Here is a 14,620-nt window from a genome sequence, read left to right as displayed (position 1 = left end):
TCAATGCGGACGGTTGGACGGGCCCGACGCCCGTCCGGCCGGCTCGCGACAACCATTCGGTCATTCGGTATCCGAGGGCTGGACGTGGCGAAAGGACCTGCGCAGTGCTCGAGGAGAACAACGTTGTCCGGGGCTCGTTCGAGGAGATCAACGTTGACCTGGGCTTGGACATACACCGACGGGACCGGTTCGATCCGGTGCCGGAGCTACGCGCCCTGATGGCCGAGGGCCCCATGGCCGTGCTGGGCGTCGAGGACGCCCCCGAAGGGCGGACCGCGTGGCTCGCCGCCGGGTACGACGAGATCCGGCACGTTCTCGGCTCGGACAAATTCAGCTCCAAGCTGCTCTACCGTGGCACCGCGGCCGGTTTCATATTCCCCGGCTTCCTCACTCAGTACGATCCACCGGAGCACACGCGTCTGCGCCGGATGGTGACGGGCCCGTTCGCCATCCGGCGGATACAGGGATTCCGGCCGCAGGTGGAGAAGACCGTCGACGCCACCCTTGACGACATCGAGTCCACCGGTGGCCCGGTGGACTTCGTCCCGCATTTCGCCTGGCCCATCGCGACGACGGTGACCTGTGACTTCGTCGGCATTCCACGCGATGATCAGGCCGAGCTGTCCCGTGCCCTGCACGCCAGCCGGGCCGAACGGTCGGGCAAGCGGCGCCTGGCGGCGGGAAACAAGTTCTGGGCGTACATGAACCAGGTCGTGACGCGTACCCGCCGCGATCCCGGTGACGACCTGTTCGGCGTCGTGGTGCGCGAGCACGGCGACGAGATCACCGACGCGGAGCTGATCGGAGTGGCCGCGTTCGTCATGGGTGCGGGCGGGGACCAGGTGGCCCGCTTCCTCGCGGCGGCCGCATGGCTGATGGTCGAGGAGCCCGAGCAGTTCGCCGTTCTGCGGGACAGGCCGGACACCGCGCCGGATTGGCTGGACGAGGTGGTCCGGTACATCACCAGCGACGAGAAGACCACTCCGCGCGTCGCGCTGGAGGACGTGCACATCAGTGGGTGCCCCATCAAGGCGGGCGACACCGTCACCCCCTCGTTCCTGGCCGCGAACCGCTGGAACTTCCCCGGCCCGGACGACCGGTTCGACATCACCAGGGAAAAGCCCGCGCACGTCGCGTTCGGGCACGGCATCCACCACTGCCTCGGCCGGTCGCTGGCCGAGATGGTGTTCCGGGTGGCGATTCCGGCTCTGGCCCACCGCTTTCCGACCCTGCGGCTGGCCGAACCGGATCGCGAGATCAAGTTGGGGCGGCCGCCGCTCAACGTGGAAGCCCTGCGGCTCAACTGGTAGCGCCGAGGCTAGGAGGAGAACCGATGGCAGGGCAGGAGCTTCCCGCCGATGCGTCGAGTGGTCACGACCCGCGCCCCCTCCACGTGCGCAGACAGGGCCTCGATCCGGCGGACGAACTGCTCGCGGCGGGACCGCTGACGAGGGTCACCGTCGGATCCGGAGCGGACGCCGAGACCCGCTGGATGGCGACCACGCACGCCGTCGTCCGGCAGGTGATGGGCGATCACAAGAGGTTCAGCACCCGGCGGCGCTGGGACCGGCGGGACGAGATCGGCGGGGAGGGCATCTTCCGGCCGCGTGAGCTGGTGGGCAACCTGATGGACTACGACCCGCCGGAGCACACCCGGATGCGGCAGAAGCTGACTCCGGGCTTCACGCTGCGCAAGATGCGGCGTCTGCAGCCCTCCATCGAACAGATCGTGACCGAGCGTCTCGACGCCATGGAGCAGGCGGGATCCCCCGCGGATCTGATCGGGTTCGTTGCCGACGAGGTGCCCGGGGCCGTGCTGTGCGAGTTGATCGGCGTGCCCCGGGACGACCGGGGCATGTTCATGCAGCTGTGTCACGGGCATCTTGACGCCTCACGGAGCCGGAAGAGGCGGGCGGCGGCCGGCGAGGCGTTCTCCCGCTACCTGTTGGCGATGATCGCCAGGGAACGGAAGGATCCGGGCGAGGGGCTGATCGGAGCCGTCGTCGCCGAACACGGCGACGCGGCGACGGACGAGGAACTGAGGGGCTTCTGCGTCCAGGTGATGCTGGCCGGCGACGACAACATCTCCGGAATGATCGGGCTGGGTGTGCTGGCGCTGCTGCGGCACCCCGAGCAGATCGCCGCGTTCCGGGGCGACGAGCGGTCGGCGCAACGGGCGGTCGACGAGCTGATCCGCTACCTGACGGTCACCTATTCCCCGACACCCCGCATCGCCATGGAGGACGTCACCATCGGGGACCAGGTGGTCAAGAGGGGGGAGAGTGTCATCTGCGCGCTTCCGGCGGCCAACCGTGACCCCGCCCTGACGCCGGATCCGGAACGTCTTGACGTCATGCGTGAGCCCGTCCCGCATGTCGCGTTCGGGCACGGCGTCCATCACTGCCTGGGAGCCGCACTGGCCCGCCTCGAACTGCGGACGGTCTACACCGCTCTGTGGCGGCGCTTTCCCGGGCTGACGCTCGCGGACCCCGCCCATGAGGACATGTTCCGCCTGACCACCCCCGCGTACGGACTGACGGAGCTGATGGTCGCTTGGTGATCGTCTGGGATGACTGCTGTGACCAGTGACGCAAACGACCACAGAGGAGTAGGTATGAACGGAATCCGATGGATCGCGTCGTATCCCAAGGCCGGAAACACCTGGCTCAGGTGCATGCTGGCCGCCTACATCACGGGAGAGGCACCGAAGGTCTGGAACGACGTGTACGCCACGACCCCCGTGCTGGAGGGAATGCTGCGTTACGGCGATCTGCCGCCGATGGAGCCGACGGAACCGGTGCTGCTGAAGACGCACCTCAGGGCCGATGTACCGGTGCTGGACGTGCTGCGGAGGTCGACCGGCAAGGTTCTCTATCTCGTGCGCAACCCGAGGGACATCCTGCTCAGCTCGCTGCGCATGGCCGCGATACCGCTCGACGACCTGGAGAGAAGCCGCGCCTTCGTCCGCGAGTTCATCGCCACGGAAGGCCATCAGATGGCGGCACTCTCGCCGGGGGTCGGTATCGGGTCGTGGCCGGAGAACGTGCGGAGCTGGACCGAGTCGTCGAGTGACCGCTTCCCCGACGCGGACCTGCTGACGGTGCGTTACGAGGATCTGCGGGCCGATCCGGTGGCACGGTTCGCCGAGATCATGGAATTCCTCGCCCTCGGGGAGCCCGTCGAGATCGACAACATTCTCCGCGCGGTGGAGGCCAGCACTCTGGAACGGATGCGTGAACTGGAGCAGGAGAGCGCGCGGGTGGGTGGCGGGACGTCACCCACCGGCCAAGAGGCCGGCGGTGACGGGCCGAAATTCGTGGGCGAGGGCCGGTACGGCGACCGTTCACTGTCCTTCTTGGGCGAGGAGATCGAGTCCGCCTATCAGGAGCTGCTGCATGGCGACTCTGCATACGCCCATTACGCCAAGCAGTACGGGTACGCCGACTAGTCGGCCAGCGAAGGAGATACCACTCGTATGGGGCAGGGTACGGATCAGGTCGCGCCACTCCTGAGCGAGCCGCCGAACTTCAAGATGAGAACGAACTGCGATCCGCATACGGACAACTTCGATCTCAGAGCGCATGGCCCGCTGTTCCGGATTGCCGGGGAGGCGTCCGAGCAGCTGGGCAGGGACTATGTGTGGCAGGCCTTCGGGTACGACGTCGTGCGCCGGATACTGGGCGACCACGAGAATTTCACGACCCGGCCCCGGTTCACCCAGGGGAATACAGCGGAACGCATTGAGCCCCAGTTCGTCGGGCAGATATCGACGTACGATCCGCCCGAGCACACACGCCTGCGGAAGATGCTGACACCGGAGTTCACGGTCCGGCGTATACGCAAGATGGAGCCCAACATCCAAGGCCTCATCGACGACCGGCTCGAGATGATGGAGGCCGCGGGACCACCCGCGGACGTCCAGCGGGATTTCGCCGATCCGATTGGCGCGGGTGTCCTGTGTGAGCTGCTCGGCATCCCCCGGGACGACCGACGCGAGTTCGTCCGGCGGCTCCGGCGGAACGTCGATCTGAGCCGCGGGCTCAAGGCGAGGGCCGCCGACAGCGCGGCGTTCAACCGGTACCTGGACAACCTGATCACCCGGCAGCGCAGGGACCCCGGCGAGGGGCTCCTCGGCATGGTCGTGCAAGGGCACGGGGACAACATCACGGACGAGGAGTTGAAGGGCCTGTGCATGGCGCTGATCCTCGGTGGTGTCGAGACCGTCGCGGGGACGATCGGCTTCGGGGTTGTCGCGCTGCTGGACAATCCCGACCAGATACCGTTGCTTTTCGCGGGCCGCGAGAAGGCCGACCGTGTAGTCGCCGAACTGGTGCGTTATCTGTCGCCCGTGCAGGGGCCGAATCCCCGTCTGGCCATCAAGGACGTGGTCATCGACGGACAGTTGATCAAGGCGGGGGATTATGTGCTGTGCTCGGTTCTCATGGCCAACCGGGACGATGCGCTGACGCCGAATCCCCACATCCTCGACGCGAACCGCGAACCGGTCTCGGACGTCGGATTCGGGCACGGCATCCACTACTGCCTGGGCGCGGCGCTGGCCAGGGCGATACTGCGCATTTCCTATCAGGCCCTCTGGCGCCGGTTCCCCGGGCTTCGGCTGGCAGTGCCCATCGGCGAAGTGAAGTACCGGAACGCGTTCGTCGACTGTCCGGACCAGGTGCCAGTCACTTGGTAGCGATCGAGCGGGGCAGGCTTTGAGGATCAGCCGCAATAAATTGACCCGCAACAGAGGAAACGGTGGCGAGATGTCGGTCGAAGAATTCGATGTAGTGGTGGCCGGCGGCGGGCCGGGTGGTTCGACCGTGGCCACATTTGTGGCCATGCAGGGCCATCGGGTGCTGCTGCTGGAGAAGGAGAACTTCCCCCGGTACCAGATCGGTGAGTCGTTGCTGCCCGCCACGGTGCACGGCGTGTGCCGGATGCTCGGCGTCGCGGACGAACTGGCCGGTGCCGGGTTCCCGGTGAAGCGGGGCGGCACGTTCCGCTGGGGCGCTCGCCCGGAGCCGTGGACGTTCCACTTCGGCCTCTCCGCCCGGATGGCCGGCTCGACGTCGTACGCCTATCAGGTCGAGCGGGCGCGATTCGACGAGATTCTGCTGAACAACGCCAGACGCAAGGGCGTGGTCGTGCGGGAGGGGTGCGCGGTCACCGACGTCATGGAAGACGGCGATCGTGTCACCGGTCTGCGTTACACCGATCCCGACGGCAGTGAGCGTGCGGTGTCGGCGCGCTTCGTGGTCGATGCGTCGGGCAACAAGAGCCGGCTGTACGGGAACGTCGGCGGCGCGCGGAACTATTCGGAGTTCTTCCGCAGCCTGGCGCTGTTCGGCTACTTCGAAGGCGGTAAGCGGCTGCCCGAGCCGGTCTCGGGCAACATCCTGAGCGTGGCCTTCGAAAGCGGCTGGTTCTGGTACATCCCGCTGAGCGACACGCTGACCAGCGTCGGCGCGGTCGTGCGCAGGGAGGACGCCGAGAAGGTCCAGGGAGACCGGGAGAAGGCGCTCAACTCCTTGATCGCCGAGTGCCCGATGATCTCGGAATACCTGTCGGACGCGACCCGGGTGACGACCGGCACGTACGGGGAACTGCGGATCCGCAAGGACTACTCGTACCAGCAGACGCACTTCTGGCGGCCGGGGATGGTCCTGGTCGGCGACGCCGCGTGCTTCGTGGACCCGGTGTTCTCCTCCGGGGTGCATCTGGCGACCTACAGCGGGCTGCTCGCGGCCCGGTCGATCAACAGCGTCCTCGCGGGCGAGCTGGACGAGAAGACGGTACTGACCGAGTTCGAGGCCCGGTACCGCCGCGAATACCAGGTGTTCTACGAGTTCCTCATGTCGTTCTACCAAATGAACGTGAACGAGGACTCGTACTTCTGGCAGGCCAAGAAGGTAACGAACAGTCAGAGCAACACCGGCATCGAGTCGTTCGTGGAACTGATCGGTGGGGTGTCGTCCGGTGAGACGGCGCTCACGACGGCGGACAGGATAGTCGAGCGCAGCGCCGAGTTCGCCGCGGCCGTGGACCAGATGGCAGGCGGCGACCAGGAAAACATGGTGCCGATGTTCAAGTCACAGGTGGTCAGGCAGGCGATGCAGGAGGCAGGCCAGGTCCAGATGAAGGCGCTGCTCGGCGAGGACGCCGAGCCCGAGCTGCCGCTGTTCCCCGGCGGCCTCGTGACCTCGCCCGACGGGATGAAATGGCTGCCTCATCAGCCGGCCTGAAACAGGGGGTGCGACATGCGCGTATTGCTGACGACGTATGGCAGCCGCGGAGATGTCGAACCGCTGGCGGCACTGGCGGCGGGGTTGCGGGAGCTCGGCGCGCAGGCGCGGGTGTGCGCACCGCCGGACTGCGCGGAGCGGCTGGCCGAGGTCGGTGTGGAGCATGTGCCGGTCGGCCCGTCGGCGCGCGCGCCGAGACACGGAACCGCGCCGCCGACGCCCGAGGACATGCTCAGGTTCTCGGCCGAGGCGATCGCCACGCAGTTCGACCAGCTCCCGGCAGCCGCCGAGGGGTGTGACGCGGTGGTGACGACCGGTTTGCTGCCCGTCGCGATCGGGGTGCGGTCGGTGGCCGAGCAGCTGGGCATCCCCTACATCTATGCCTTCCACTGCCCGGTCTACGTGCCGTCGCCGTACTACCCGCCGCCGCCGCCCCTCGGCGAGCCGCCCGCACGGGACGTGACCGACATCGGGGCGCTGTGGGACCGGAACAACCAAAGCGCCTATCAGCGGTACGGCGGCCCGCTCAACGACAGGCGGGGCGCGCTCGGCCTGTCACCCGTCAAGGACATCTTCAGGTTCGGCTACACCGATCATCCCTGGATGGCGGCGGACGCGGTCCTGGCCCCGCTGCAGCCGACGGACCTGGACGCCGTGCAGACCGGCGCGTGGATCCTGCCGGACGAACGGCCCCTTTCGACAGAGCTGGAGGCGTTCTTGAGTGCCGGGTCACCGCCGGTGTACGTGGGCTTCGGCAGCCTGCGCGCGCCGGCGGACGCCGTCCGGGTGGCCGTGGAAGCGGTCCGTGCCCATGGCCGCCGGGTGATCCTCTCCCGCGGCTGGGCCGATCTGATCCTGCCCGACGACCGGGCGGACTGCTGCACCGTCGGGGAGGTGAACCAGCAGGTGCTGTTCGGCCGGGTGGCCGCCGTCATCCACCACGGCGGCGCGGGCACGACGCACGTGGCCGCGCGGGCAGGCGCCCCCCAAGTCGTGGTCCCCCAGATCGCGGACCAGCCGTACTACGCCGGCCGGGTGGCCGAGCTGGGCATCGGGGTGGCACATGACGGTCCGGCCCCGACGTTCGACTCCCTGTCGGCCGCGCTCGGCACAGCCCTTGCCCCGGGAACCCGCGCGCGAGCGACGGCCGTGGCGGGCACGATCCGCGGCGACGGGACACGGGTGGCCGCGGAGCTGCTGCTCGATGCGGCTGGCCGGGAACCACACCGGCCCGTCCAGTCCTCACTCGTTGCGACGCGGCAAACGCCGTTCATAGATTGACTGCCATGTTTCGAGGCTCCGACCGGACCCGACTACTGGTGATATCCCCTCATCTGGACGATGCGGTCCTGTCCTTCGGGGCCGGCCTCGCCCAAGCGGTGCAGGACAGTGCACAGGTGACCGTCTTCACGGTATTCGCCGGCACCCCCTCACCTCCCTACTCCCCGGCGGCGCAGCGATTGCACGGAATCTGGGGCATCTCGCCGGATCACGACGCATCGCTGCACCGCCGGAAAGAAGACATCGCCGCGCTCGACCACCTGGGGGTCGGCCACCGGCACGGCCGGTTCCTTGATGCCATTTATCGCAAGTCGCCCGATGGCCAATGGCTGGCCGACAACGTGCCGGGCCGGCAGAAGGTGGCCATCAGAAGGCGACCGTCACAGGGCGATGCGGCTCTGTTCTCCGCGGTGAAGGCCGACATCGAGTCGGCTGTCGACGCGTGTGCTCCGAGGCTGATCGTCACCTGCGCGGCCGCCAACGGCCATATCGACAGCGAGATCGCACGGGACGCCGCGCTGTTCACGGCGCACGAGCACGGCATTCCGGTGCGCCTGTGGGAAGACCTTCCGCACGCGATCTTCGGGCTGGACCCCGTCGAGCTGCCGAGGGGCTTTCGTCTCGGTCCTCCCGATTTCAGCTCCGTCGAGACGCAGGCGCGGACGCGGAAATTCGAGGCCCTGAGGCGCTACGCCTCTCAGATGCCGATGCTCAACGGGCCCGACAAGGACTTGTTCGCCCAGCTGGAGAAGCATGCGCGGGAGAGCTCGCCCCACGGCGGATACGGCGAAAGAACCTGGGCTGTCGTCCGACCAATGTCGACCAGGAGGTTGGCCTCATGAGTAATCAGCTGGAACATGGCCCGGTTCGGACGACTCGCGCGGACGCTTTGCTGGCCTGCGTGGGTGAGCGAGGTGTGCTGCGCAGCTTCTACGACGACGACGCCGGGTCCGATCTGATGCAGGATGCGGACGGCGTCTCGGAGGCACAGGAGATGGGCGCCCGCATCCGCTCCGCGTCCGGACCGGTCCTCGAACTCGCTGCCGGAACGGGCCGACTGACCTTCCCCTTGCTGGCGCTCGGGTTCGAGGTGACCGCACTGGAGCTGTCGACCGCGATGGTCGCCGCCCTTCGGCGGCAGCTGGAGGACGAGCCGGCAGATCTTCGGGACCGGTGCACCGTGGTGCAAGGAGACATGAGCGCCTTCGTGCTGGGCCGGCGCTTTGGGGCCGTGGTCATCAGCTACGGCTCGATCAGTCTCCTGGAGGACGCCGACAGGCGTGGCTTGTACGCGTCGGTTCGTGAGCACCTCGAGCCCGGCGGGACATTCCTGATCAGCATGGCCGATACGGGCGGGTCGCAGTCGCTCGAGCGCGATCAGGAGCTGTCAGGTCGCAGCGGCCGACGGTACGTGTTGCACGTGCGGCGGTCGCCGGCGGAAGCGATCCAGGACATCACCGTCTACCCCGCCGATGATGCGTCGGACCCCTTCGTCGTCTGCACGAGTCGCCTGCGGCTCCTGGAGCCGGATCAGGTGGTACGGGAACTGGAACAGGCCGGATTCGACGTGAGGGAGCCGGCTTCGTTCAGGTCCGCCGGGGGCAGCGGCCGCCATGACGCCTTGTTGCTGCAGGCGTCCTTGCGGAGCGATCCCTCATGACTCTCCGGACCCGGATCAGGGGAGGCGCGCGGTGATGAGTGCGGCGAGCCGGGAGACGGCCTCCTCGATGAGCTCCGGTGTGAGCAGGCTGATCGAGAGCCGGAGTTGATTGAACCCGTCCTTGCCGCCGTAGAAGTGGTGCATCGGCGTGAACAGGACGCCGTAGTCGCTGGCGGCGTGTTTCAGCAACGCGTCGTCGACGACGAAGGGCACGGTGACGGTGACGAAGAAACCGCCCTTCGGCGCGTTCCAGCCGACCCCGGGGCAGCCGTCGAGCCTGCGGGCGAGCTCGCCCAGCGTGTGCTGGAGGTTGCGTTGGTAGATGGCGATTTCCCTGGCGTTGGCCTTGACCAGACTGAAGTCGTTGAGCAGGAGCTTTCCGGCGATCACCGCTTGCGCGACGGGCGAGGTGTTCACCGTGAGCATGCCCTTGAGCTTCGAGAGCTGGTCGGCGAGCAGGCCGCCCCCGGCCACGTGCTGATCGGCCACGACGTAACCGACCCGGGCGCCGGGCATGCCGGTTTTGGCGAAGGAGCCGATGTGGACCACGGTCCCCGACCGGTCGAGCGCCTTCAGCGTAGGAAGGCGCTCGGACCCGAAGACCCCGTACGCGTTGTCCTCCAGAAGCAGGATGCCGCCCGCCTCGGCGACCTCCAGGAGCCGGTGGCGGGCGGGCACGTCCATGCTGGTGCCCGTCGGGTTGGCGAAGTCGGGCGTCACGTAGCAGGCCCGGACGCGCTTGCCCTGCTCGTTGGCGCGTTTCAGCTGGAGGGCGAGGTCCTCGGGGTCGATGCCGTTCTCGGTGGACCGGACAGGCCATACCGGGGTGTCGGTCAGCAGTGCGGCCCCGGTCAGGCCGACGTAGGTGGGGGCGGGGGCGAGCAGCACGTCCCGCTCGTCCGCCCGCAGCGCGCGGAGAACCAGGAACATGGCCTCCTGCGCGCCCACGGTGACGACCACGGACTCGGGGTCGGCGTCGACGTTCTCGTCCACGGCGAGGTTGCGGGCGATGAGATCGGTGATGACGCCCTTCGTGGTGCCGTACTGGAAGAGCGTGCGGGTGACCTCCGCCTCGGTCAGCCTCCGATCATTGTGGAGGTGGTCGCAGTAGGCGTCGATGTACTCGTGGATGAGACGGACGTCGAAGAACTCTTCGTACGGGCGACCCGCCGCCATGGAAATGGCCACGGGATATTCGCCGACCAGCTCATTGAGCAGGTTCATCGACGAGATAGCCGGATCGGTGAGCGAGCCGTGCAGAGTTTCCATGCTCAAGCGCGTGGACAGACCGTATGAATTCATGAATGCCAGGGTTTTTCATAGGCGGTCGAGGTGTCAAGTCGACGGCCGTGGACGCATGTCTCCGGCGCGTCCGAAATTGTGGATGTCTATGGCCGCTCTTCCAGATGCTCGATATTCGAAGGTACGGTCACACATATGCCACAGCATCTGGTGGGGGAGGACCGGCATGTTAATGACAACGGAGAGCGGAATTCGGTTGTCCTACCACGACCACGGAAATGCTTCGCCCGTCCTGTTGCTGACCGGCACCGGGGCGCCGAGTTCGGTGTGGGACCTGCACCAGGTGCCCGCGCTCCGCTCCGCCGGATTCCGGGTGATCACCATGGACAACCGCGGGATCCCGCCCAGCGACGACGGCGCGGACGGGTTCACCATCGACGACCTCGTCGCGGACGTGGCCGCCCTGATCGAGCACCTCGGAGTGGCGCCGTGCCGCGTGGTCGGCACCTCGATGGGCTCGTACATTGCGCAGGAGCTGGCACTTGCCCGCCCCGAACTGCTGGACTCGGCCGTGCTGATGGCGGCCTGCGGCAGGAGCAGTCTCGTCCAGCGGTTGCTGGCCGAGGCCGAGGCGGAGCTGATCGAACGCGGTACGGAGCTGCCGCGGAGGTACCTCGCCGCCGTCCGCGCCATGCACAATCTGGGGCCCGCGACGCTCACCGACGACGACCTCACCGCCGACTGGCTCGACCTGCTCGAGGCGTCAGGTACGGGGGGCCCGGGGATCCGGGCCCAACTGCTGCTGAGCGCTTTGCCCGACCGCATCCAGGCCTACCGCGCGATCAAGGTGCCCTGCCACGTCGTCTCGTTCGAGCACGACCTCGTGACGCCGCCGGCAGCCGGACGGGAGCTGGCCGCCGCGATACCCGGCGCGACGCACCGCACGATCCCCGGGTGCGGGCACTTCGGCTACTTGGAGAACCCGGAAGCGGTGAATCGCGAGCTGATCCGGTTCCTGCGCGCCGAGCCCGCGCGATGGGAGGAGACCGCATGACACCCCTTGAGTCAGCCCGCGACAGTCAGCCGGGCCGTGCCGGACGCCCCGTCGACACGAGCGCCGAGGCGCCCGGAGCCGCGAAGGAGCAGGTATGACCGGCGCGATCGTGCCGCCGTCCACGGCGCCCGCACTGTTCGAGGCGACCGCCGCGGCGCAGCCGGACCGGCCGGCGGTGGTGATGGGTGACACCACACTGACCTACGCCGAGCTGAACGGGGAGGCCAACCTCGTCGCGCGTCGCCTCGTCGAGCACGGGGCCGGCCCGGAACGGCTGGTCGCAACGGTGATGCCGCGGTCGATCGAGTTCGTCATCGCGGTCCTGGCCGTGCACAAGGCCGGTGCCGCATACGTGCCCGTCAACCCGGACTATCCGGAGGAACGCAGGCGGCAGATGCTTGACGACGCGTCAGCGCACTGCGTGCTGTCCCTGCCAGGGCAGGATGTGGCCGGCGCCCCCGCCGCCCTGAGCGTGGAACGGGAGCCGTCCCGGTCCGAGCCGGACCTGGCCGACCACGACCGGCTCGGCGCCTTGCTTCCCGACCACCCCGCGTACGTCATCTACACCTCGGGCTCGACCGGACGGCCGAAAGGCGTGCTGGTCACACATCGCGGGATCCCGAACCTGGCCGCCGACTACGTGCGCCGCCAGCGGCTGCTGCCGGACAGCAGGTTGCTGGCGTTCGCGTCACCCAGCTTCGACGCCTCTGTCGCCGAGTTCTGGCCGACCTGGCTGGCCGGCGGCTGCCTGGTGCTGGCTCCTGCGGCGGACCTGGTCCCGGGTGAACCGCTCGCCCGGCTGGTGCGCGACCAGAGCATCACCCACATCACCTTGCCGCCGTCGGCGCTGGCGCCGCTGGAGGAAGCCGGCGGCCTGCCCGCAGGGCTGACCCTCCTGGTCGCGGGCGAGGCGTGCCCGGCACCGGTCGCGAAACGCTGGGCCACCGACCGCGTGATGATCAACGCGTACGGCCCGACCGAGGCCACGGTCGCGGTGACCGCGAGCGAGCCACTGACCGGCGACGGAACGCCGCCGATCGGCAGGCCGATCACCGGCGTCCGCACGTACGTCCTGGACGACCGGCTACGAGCCGTCCCGGACGGGGACGTGGGCGAGCTGTACATGAGCGGCCCCGGCCTCGCCCGCGGCTACCTGAACCGGCCGGCGCAGACCGCGCAGCGGTTCCTGCCGGATCCGTTCGGCACTCCGGGCGACCGTATGTACCGCACCGGCGACCGGGTGCGGGCGCGCTCGGACGGTCAGCTCGTCTTCGTCGGCCGCGCCGACGGCCAGCTGAAAATCCGTGGTCACCGGATCGAGCCGGGCGAGGTCGAGGCCGCCCTGCTCGAAGTGGACACGGTGGCCCAGGCGGTGGTGACTGAGCACGAAAACAGGCTGGTCGCCTACGTGGTCGGCACGGCGGGCACGCCGGTTCCGACCGAACACCTCCTGGCACAGCTGCGCGGACGGTTGCCCTCCTACCTGGTACCCGACGTGGTCGTCGCCCTGCCGCGTCTGCCGACATCGCCGAACGGCAAGGTCGACCGAGCCGCCCTGCCCGACCCCGAGGACGCCGGACGCGCGACATCGGGGCGAGCGCCGAGTACCCCCACGGAGATCCACCTGGCCACGTTGTTCGCCGAAGTGCTCGGCGTCAGCAGCGTCGGCGTCGAGGACAGCTTCTTCGAGGTCGGCGGCCACTCGCTGCTCGCGACTCGGCTGGTGGCCCGCATCCGCGAGAGCCTGCACGTCCGGCTGCGGGTGCAGGCCTTCTTCAACGCGCCGACCGTGGCACAGCTCGCCAAGGTGCTCGACGGCGCACCGACGTGACCTGGAGACCCTCATGCGCACGAAGACCGCCGACAAGACCGATCTCGGCAACCCCGACCTGTACACGACGCTCGACCGGCACGCCCGCTGGCGGGCACTCGCGGCGCAGGACGCGATGGTGTGGAGCGATCCGGGCAGTTCACCCACCGGCTTCTGGTCCGTGTTCTCGCACCGCGCGTGTGCCGCGGTCCTCGCGCCCTCCGCACCGTTCACCTCCGAGTACGGGATGATGATCGGCTTCGACCGCGACCATCCGGACACCTCGGGCGGCCGGATGATGGTGGTCTCCGAACGGGAGCGGCACCGCAGGCTGCGCAGGCTGGTCGGACCGCTACTCTCCAGAGCGGCCGCGCAGGAGCTGGCGGAGCGGGTGCGGACCGAGGTGCGCCGCGTGCTCGACCAGGCGCTCGACGGCGGCGTGTGCGACGTGGCCCCGGCGATCGGCTCACGCATTCCAGCCGCGGTCGTGTGCGACATCCTCGGCGTACCGACCGGGGACCAGGACATGCTCATAGAGCTGACCAACCACGCGTTCGGCGGTGCGGACGAATTGTTCGACGGGATGACGCCGCGTCAGGCCCACACCGAGATCCTCGTCTACTTCTACGAGTTGATCACCGAGCGCCGTGAGCGCCCCGGTGCCGACCTCGTCAGCACGCTGATGGCCGATGACAGCCTCACCCTCGACGATGTCCTGCTCAACTGCGACAACGTACTGATCGGCGGCAACGAGACCACCCGGCACGCGATCACCGGCGCGGTGCACGCGCTCGCCACGGTGCCCGGCCTGCTGACCGGCCTGCGCGACGGGAGCGCGGACGTCGGCACTGTCGTGGAGGAGGTGCTGCGCTGGACCTCGCCGGCGATGCACGTGCTCCGGGTGACGACCAGCGAGGTCACGATCAACGGCCGTCACCTGCCGCCGGGCGCACCGGTGGTCGCGTGGCTGCCCGCCGCGAACAGGGACCCCGCCGAGTTCGACGACCCCGACGCGTTCCACCCCGGGCGAAAGCCCAATCGGCACATCACGTTCGGCCACGGGGTGCATCACTGCCTCGGTTCCGCACTCGCCCGAATTGAACTGTCGGTCGTACTGCGCACACTGGCCGAGCGGGTCTCGCGGGTGGAATTGGTGCAGGAGCCCACCTGGTTGCGCGCGATCGCCGTGCAGGGGTACCGGGAACTCCCGGTGCGGTTCACAGGGCGCTGACCCGGAGCCGGTATCCATGACGCCTGTGCCGAGGAGGCGTCAATTTGACACCGTTGATGCGAAATTGCCTCGCAGTCATGCTGTGAATAGGCATCTA

The 14,620-nt window shown here is 68.4% G+C and carries 12 protein-coding genes; 11 read left to right on the top strand and 1 reads right to left on the bottom strand.

The annotated features are described in order from the left end of the window. The first annotated feature begins 104 nt into the window (after positions 1-104). The 8 genes from OG542_RS00125 (at position 105) to mpaM (ending at position 9,186) form a co-directional block, all read left to right on the top strand. Entirely contained in the window at positions 105-1,310 is a 1,206-nt protein-coding gene (locus OG542_RS00125) for a cytochrome P450 (protein WP_328407050.1), read from the top strand. A gap of 23 nt (positions 1,311-1,333) precedes the next feature. After that, entirely contained in the window at positions 1,334-2,560 is a 1,227-nt protein-coding gene (locus tag OG542_RS00120) for a cytochrome P450 (RefSeq protein ID WP_328407048.1), read from the top strand. A 54-nt stretch (positions 2,561-2,614) separates the two neighbouring features. Continuing rightward, positions 2,615-3,448, top strand: a complete 834-nt coding sequence (locus OG542_RS00115; protein WP_328407046.1) for a sulfotransferase domain-containing protein — start codon at positions 2,615-2,617, stop codon at positions 3,446-3,448. Positions 3,449-3,475: 27 nt separating this feature from the next. Then, the gene (locus OG542_RS00110; protein ID WP_328407044.1) at positions 3,476-4,696 is read left to right on the top strand and encodes a cytochrome P450; all 1,221 of its coding nucleotides are present in this window, start codon (positions 3,476-3,478) and stop codon (positions 4,694-4,696) included. A 70-nt stretch (positions 4,697-4,766) separates the two neighbouring features. Beyond that, the gene (locus OG542_RS00105; protein WP_408057839.1) at positions 4,767-6,245 is read left to right on the top strand and encodes a tryptophan 7-halogenase; all 1,479 of its coding nucleotides are present in this window, start codon (positions 4,767-4,769) and stop codon (positions 6,243-6,245) included. A gap of 15 nt (positions 6,246-6,260) precedes the next feature. Further along, entirely contained in the window at positions 6,261-7,526 is a 1,266-nt protein-coding gene (locus tag OG542_RS00100; protein WP_328407040.1) for a glycosyltransferase, read from the top strand. 5 nt (positions 7,527-7,531) lie between these two features. Next, positions 7,532-8,368 carry a PIG-L deacetylase family protein gene (locus tag OG542_RS00095; RefSeq protein WP_328407038.1) on the top strand — a complete coding sequence of 279 codons (837 nt, stop codon included), beginning with the start codon at positions 7,532-7,534 and terminating at the stop codon, positions 8,366-8,368. Next, a complete protein-coding gene (gene mpaM / locus OG542_RS00090) occupies positions 8,365-9,186 on the top strand; it encodes a daptide-type RiPP biosynthesis methyltransferase (protein WP_328407036.1) in 822 nt (273 codons plus the stop codon). The genes OG542_RS00095 and mpaM overlap by 4 nt, the downstream gene beginning before the upstream one ends. Before the next feature lie 15 nt (positions 9,187-9,201). Here the strand turns inward: mpaM and OG542_RS00085 are convergent, their stop codons facing one another. After that, entirely contained in the window at positions 9,202-10,455 is a 1,254-nt protein-coding gene (locus OG542_RS00085) for an aminotransferase-like domain-containing protein (RefSeq protein WP_328407034.1), read from the bottom strand. 205 nt (positions 10,456-10,660) lie between these two features. Here OG542_RS00085 and OG542_RS00080 point away from each other — a divergent pair, with 205 nt between their 5' ends. The 3 genes from OG542_RS00080 to OG542_RS00070 all read left to right on the top strand — a co-directional run bounded on the left by OG542_RS00080 (position 10,661) and on the right by OG542_RS00070 (position 14,523). After that, positions 10,661-11,482 (top strand): alpha/beta fold hydrolase, encoded by an 822-nt coding sequence (locus tag OG542_RS00080; RefSeq protein WP_328407031.1) that lies wholly within the window; start codon positions 10,661-10,663, stop codon positions 11,480-11,482. Positions 11,483-11,576: 94 nt separating this feature from the next. Then, a complete protein-coding gene (locus OG542_RS00075) occupies positions 11,577-13,313 on the top strand; it encodes an amino acid adenylation domain-containing protein (RefSeq protein WP_328407029.1) in 1,737 nt (578 codons plus the stop codon). 13 nt (positions 13,314-13,326) lie between these two features. Beyond that, positions 13,327-14,523: a cytochrome P450 gene (locus OG542_RS00070; RefSeq protein WP_328407027.1), complete on the top strand. Its 1,197-nt coding sequence runs from the start codon at positions 13,327-13,329 to the stop codon at positions 14,521-14,523. The last annotated feature ends 97 nt before the right edge of the window (positions 14,524-14,620 follow it).

Source organism: Streptomyces violaceus, from assembly GCF_036014075.1.
In the GTDB taxonomy this organism is placed as follows: Bacteria; Actinomycetota; Actinomycetes; order Streptomycetales; family Streptomycetaceae; genus Streptomyces; species Streptomyces violaceus.
The sequence above is the reverse complement of the archived record's forward strand: the minus strand, read 5'-3'. Positions and strand labels throughout refer to the sequence as shown.